Here is a 3,659-nt window from a genome sequence, read left to right as displayed (position 1 = left end):
GTTCGGCGGCGGCATGAGCTCCGGGCTCAGCTCCTCGGGCGTCGCGGAGCGCAACCTCAACCGCTTCACGATCACTCTCGGAGTCACCTGGGGCGTCGTGATCATCGCGCTTGGCCTGCTGATGCGGTTCAGCACCGGCGCTAACTCCTAATACGTCATTTTCTAGAACTTCATAAGGGGCCGTGCGGCCCTCCCGGCATCGGGAACTTCGGAACTACACTGTCGCTGGCAAGAAGAAATCCTCCAGCCGAGTAGCAAGGAGTTCCCGATGCTGCATTCAGCCTCCGGATTCAGGGGCATCCGGGTGGGTGCAGTCGCGGGAGCCCCTGCCCGCCACGAGCCTCTCGACGGCATCGGCGCCGGCCAGCCCCGGACCTGCGTCTCCTATTGGTGCGCGAAGGGCCACGAAACGGCCTTGGTGTTCGCCAAGTTGCCGGAAGAGCAGATTCCCGGCACCTGGGACTGCCGCCGCTGCGGCGGGACGGCCACCCGGGACGAGACCCGCTTCGCGCTGGAGGACGAACCTGCCGAGGGGTTCAAGAGCCACCTCGAATACGTTAAAGAACGGCGCTCCAGCCAGGACGCCGAAGATGTGCTGGCCGGAGCGCTCGAACGTTTACGCGCCCGACGGGCTCTTCCGGACCAGCTGCTCGGGGACGCGTGAGGCCGCTTCCTCGTCGATCAGCCAGAGTGTCTGCACACGCCCCCGCGGACCGGAAGCCGGGACCTGCACCGGGTTCGCTCCGGCGAGGGCCAGGCCAACGGCGCCGGCCTTGTCATCGCCGGCCACCACCATCCATACTTCGTTCGCCGTGTTGATCGTGGGCAGGGTGAGGGAAATCCGCTCCGGTGGCGGCTTGGGGGAGTTGCCGACCCCCACCACCGTCAGGGACTTCTCCCGGATGCCGGCCTGCTCCGGGAACAGCGAGGCCACGTGCGCATCCGGGCCGACGCCGAGCAGCACAATGTCCAGCCGCGGCAGGTTCCCGGGCTCGTCCGGGCGGTCATCGGACATGTCGGCGGCGTGCTCGGCCGCGGCGGCCTCCGCGAGCCTCCGGGCATAGTCCGCGGCAGCCTCCTCGGCCGTTCCGAAATCGTCGGTCGAGCCGGGAACGTGGACGCGGGCCGGGTCCACGTTGATCTGGGAAAGCAGCGCCTCCTGTGCCTGCCGGGCGTTGCGGTCGGCGTCGTCCCGGCCGACAAAGCGTTCGTCACCCCACCAGAAGTTCACCTTCGACCAGTCGACCGCCGGGGCAGCCGGAGACTCGGCGACGGCCTTTAACGAACCGATTCCCATCGTGCCGCCGGTGAGCACCACCGTCGCTTCGCCGTGCTTGTCCTGAAGATCCACAAGTTTGGTGATCAGGCGCGCCGCGATCGCGGCCATCAGCACGGCCGAGTCGGGATGGATGCTTACTCTGGGCTCAGCGCTCACTGGGACGGACACTCCTTGCATTGGTACGGGGCAGGCCAATCGTAATCACTTCGCCGAACACTTCGTCCGGGTCCAGGCGCCGGAGCTCCTCGGCCAGGCAGTCTTTGAGGCTGCGGCGCGGCAGCGAGATGTGCTGCACGGGCTGGCCCGGCTGCGTCAGTTCGGCCACCGTCAGTCCGGGACGGTACAGCTGCACGTCGCCGCCGGGACGGGTCAGGCGCACGCGCCGGATTCCTGTGCCGGCCGGGTCCTCGACGATGGTCACCGGGGCGTCCAGCGCCAGCGTAAGCCAGGCGGCGAGCAGCAGGGTGCTGGGGGAGTCCGAGGCGCCTTCGACCGCAACGGCGGTGACCGGCGAGGGATCCACCTGGTCCAGGACCGCCGCCAGCTGGATCCGCCAGTTGGTCAGCCGGGTCCAGGCCAGGTCGGTGTCGCCCGCCTTGTAGGTGCTGCGGATGTTCTCCAGTGCCGCCCGTGGGTCCGGCTCGTTGGAGGAGTCCGTGATCCGCCGGTGCGCGATCCGGCCGATCGACGTCTGGCAGGCGTTCTTTGGGGCTCCGTGCGGCCACCAGGCCACGATCGGGGCGTCCGGGAGGAGCAGGGCGGCCACGAGTGATTCGCTTTCCTCGGCGAGTTCGCCGTAGCCGCGGAGCAGGATGACCTCGGAGGCGCCGGCGTCGCCGCCTACCCGGATCTGCGCGTCCAGCCGGGTGGGCTCCGATGCGCCGGCGTCGGCGAGCACGATGATCCGGCAGGGGTGCTCGCGGCTGGCCTCGTTGGCGGCCTCGATGGCTTCCTCTTCGAGGCCGGACTTCGTCACCACCACCAGGGTCAGCACGCGGCCCAGGGCGATCACGCCGCCCTGCTCCCGCAGGGCCATGATCTTCTTGGAGACCTTGGACGTGGTGGTGTCGGGGAGGTTTACGATCATGGCCTTCTCCAGGTCCGTCCGTCGCGGGCGAGCAGTTCATCGGCGGAGGCCGGGCCCCAGCTGCCGGGGGCATACGGTTCGGGCTGTTCGTTCAGGCTGGCCCAGTAGTCCTCGAAGGGGTCCAGGATCTTCCAGGACAGCTCCACCTCCTGGTGCCGCGGGAACAGCGGTGGTTCGCCGAGCAGCACGTCCAGGATGAGCCGTTCGTACGCTTCGGGGCTCGACTCGGTGAAGGAGTGCCCGTAGCCGAAGTCCATGGTGACATCGCGGACCTCCATCTGCGTGCCGGGGACCTTGGAGCCGAAACGGATCGTGGCGCCCTCGTCCGGCTGGACCCGGATCACGACGGCGTTCTGGCCGAAATCGTCCTCGCCGTGGTCGCGGAAGAGCAGGTTGGGGGCGCGTTTGAAGACGACGGCGATTTCCGTGACCCGGCGGCCCAGCCGTTTGCCGGCACGCAGGTAGAACGGCGCGCCGGACCAGCGCCGGGTATTGATGTCCACCCGGATCGCGGCGAACGTCTCGGTGGTCGAATCGGCCGGAATACCCTCTTCCTCCAGGTAGCCCAGCACCTCCTCGCCGCCCTGCCAGCCGCCGGCGAACTGGCCGCGCGCCGAATGCGTGGACAGGTCCTCCGGCAGCCGTACGGCCGCGAGGACCTTCTCCTTCTCGGCACGGAGATCGTCCGCGTTGAAGGAGATCGGCTCCTCCATGGCGGTCAGTGCGAGCAGCTGCAGCAGGTGGTTCTGGATGACGTCGCGGGCAGCACCCACGCCGTCGTAGTAACCGGCGCGGCCGCCCGTGCCGATGTCTTCGGCSATGGTGATCTGGACGTGGTCCACGTAGTTGGCGTTCCACAGGGGTTCAAAGAGCTGGTTGGCGAAACGCAGGGCCAGAATGTTCTGGACCGTTTCCTTGCCCAGGTAGTGGTCGATCCTGAACACGGCGTCTTGCGGGAAGACCGATTCGACGATGTCGTTGAGCTGCCGGGCGGACTCGAGGTCGTGGCCGAACGGCTTCTCAATCACCACGCGCCGCCACTTGTCGCCCTCGGCCTGCGCCAGCCCGTGCTTGGAGAGCTGCCGGCAGACCAGTTCGAAGGCCTTCGGCGGGATGGACAGGTAGAAGGCGTGGTTGCCGCGGGTGCCGCGCTGCTCGTCGAGTTCATCTATTGTCTCGCTGAGGCGCTCGAAGGCGTCGTCGTCGTCGAACTCGCCCTGCACGAAGCGGATGCCCTCGGACAGCTGCTTCCACACCGTCTCGTCGAACGGGGTCCGGGCGTAACTCATGACC

The 3,659-nt window shown here is 67.9% G+C and carries 4 protein-coding genes and 1 pseudogene; 2 read left to right on the top strand and 3 right to left on the bottom strand.

Annotated elements, in window-relative coordinates; translation table 11 throughout:
- Positions 1 to 151, top strand: a pseudogene (locus AB4Y86_RS14505) (preprotein translocase subunit SecG); the annotation flags it as partial.
- A 117-nt stretch (positions 152 to 268) separates the two neighbouring features.
- Positions 269 to 664: an RNA polymerase-binding protein RbpA gene (locus AB4Y86_RS14500; RefSeq protein ID WP_441402901.1), complete on the top strand. Its 396-nt coding sequence runs from the start codon at positions 269 to 271 to the stop codon at positions 662 to 664.
- On the opposite strand, the gene pgl is transcribed toward AB4Y86_RS14500, so the two are convergent.
- From pgl to zwf, 3 genes are all read right to left on the bottom strand, one after another.
- The gene (pgl, locus tag AB4Y86_RS14495; RefSeq protein WP_441402900.1) at positions 617 to 1,435 is read right to left on the bottom strand and encodes a 6-phosphogluconolactonase; all 819 of its coding nucleotides are present in this window, start codon (positions 1,433 to 1,435) and stop codon (positions 617 to 619) included. The genes AB4Y86_RS14500 and pgl overlap by 48 nt on opposite strands.
- Positions 1,425 to 2,366 carry a glucose-6-phosphate dehydrogenase assembly protein OpcA gene (locus AB4Y86_RS14490; RefSeq protein WP_441402899.1) on the bottom strand — a complete coding sequence of 314 codons (942 nt, stop codon included), beginning with the start codon at positions 2,364 to 2,366 and terminating at the stop codon, positions 1,425 to 1,427. Before AB4Y86_RS14490 ends, pgl begins: the two co-directional genes overlap by 11 nt.
- On the bottom strand, positions 2,363 to 3,659 hold a 1,297-nt coding region (zwf, locus tag AB4Y86_RS14485), incomplete at its 5' end, for a glucose-6-phosphate dehydrogenase (RefSeq protein WP_441402898.1). The genes AB4Y86_RS14490 and zwf, both read right to left, overlap by 4 nt.

The sequence above is a fragment of the Arthrobacter sp. 2YAF22_2 genome (assembly GCF_052114645.1).
In the GTDB taxonomy this organism is placed as follows: Bacteria; Actinomycetota; Actinomycetes; order Actinomycetales; family Micrococcaceae; genus Arthrobacter.
The sequence above is the reverse complement of the archived record's forward strand: the minus strand, read 5'-3'. Positions and strand labels throughout refer to the sequence as shown.

What these genes read in the sequence shown, in the direction of transcription:
- AB4Y86_RS14500 (WP_441402901.1), top strand. Translation starts at nt 269, where the DNA reads ATGCTGCATTCAGCCTCCGGATTCAGGGGCATCCGGGTGGGTGCAGTC.
- AB4Y86_RS14490 (WP_441402899.1), bottom strand. Translation starts at nt 2,366, where the DNA reads ATGATCGTAAACCTCCCCGACACCACCACGTCCAAGGTCTCCAAGAAG.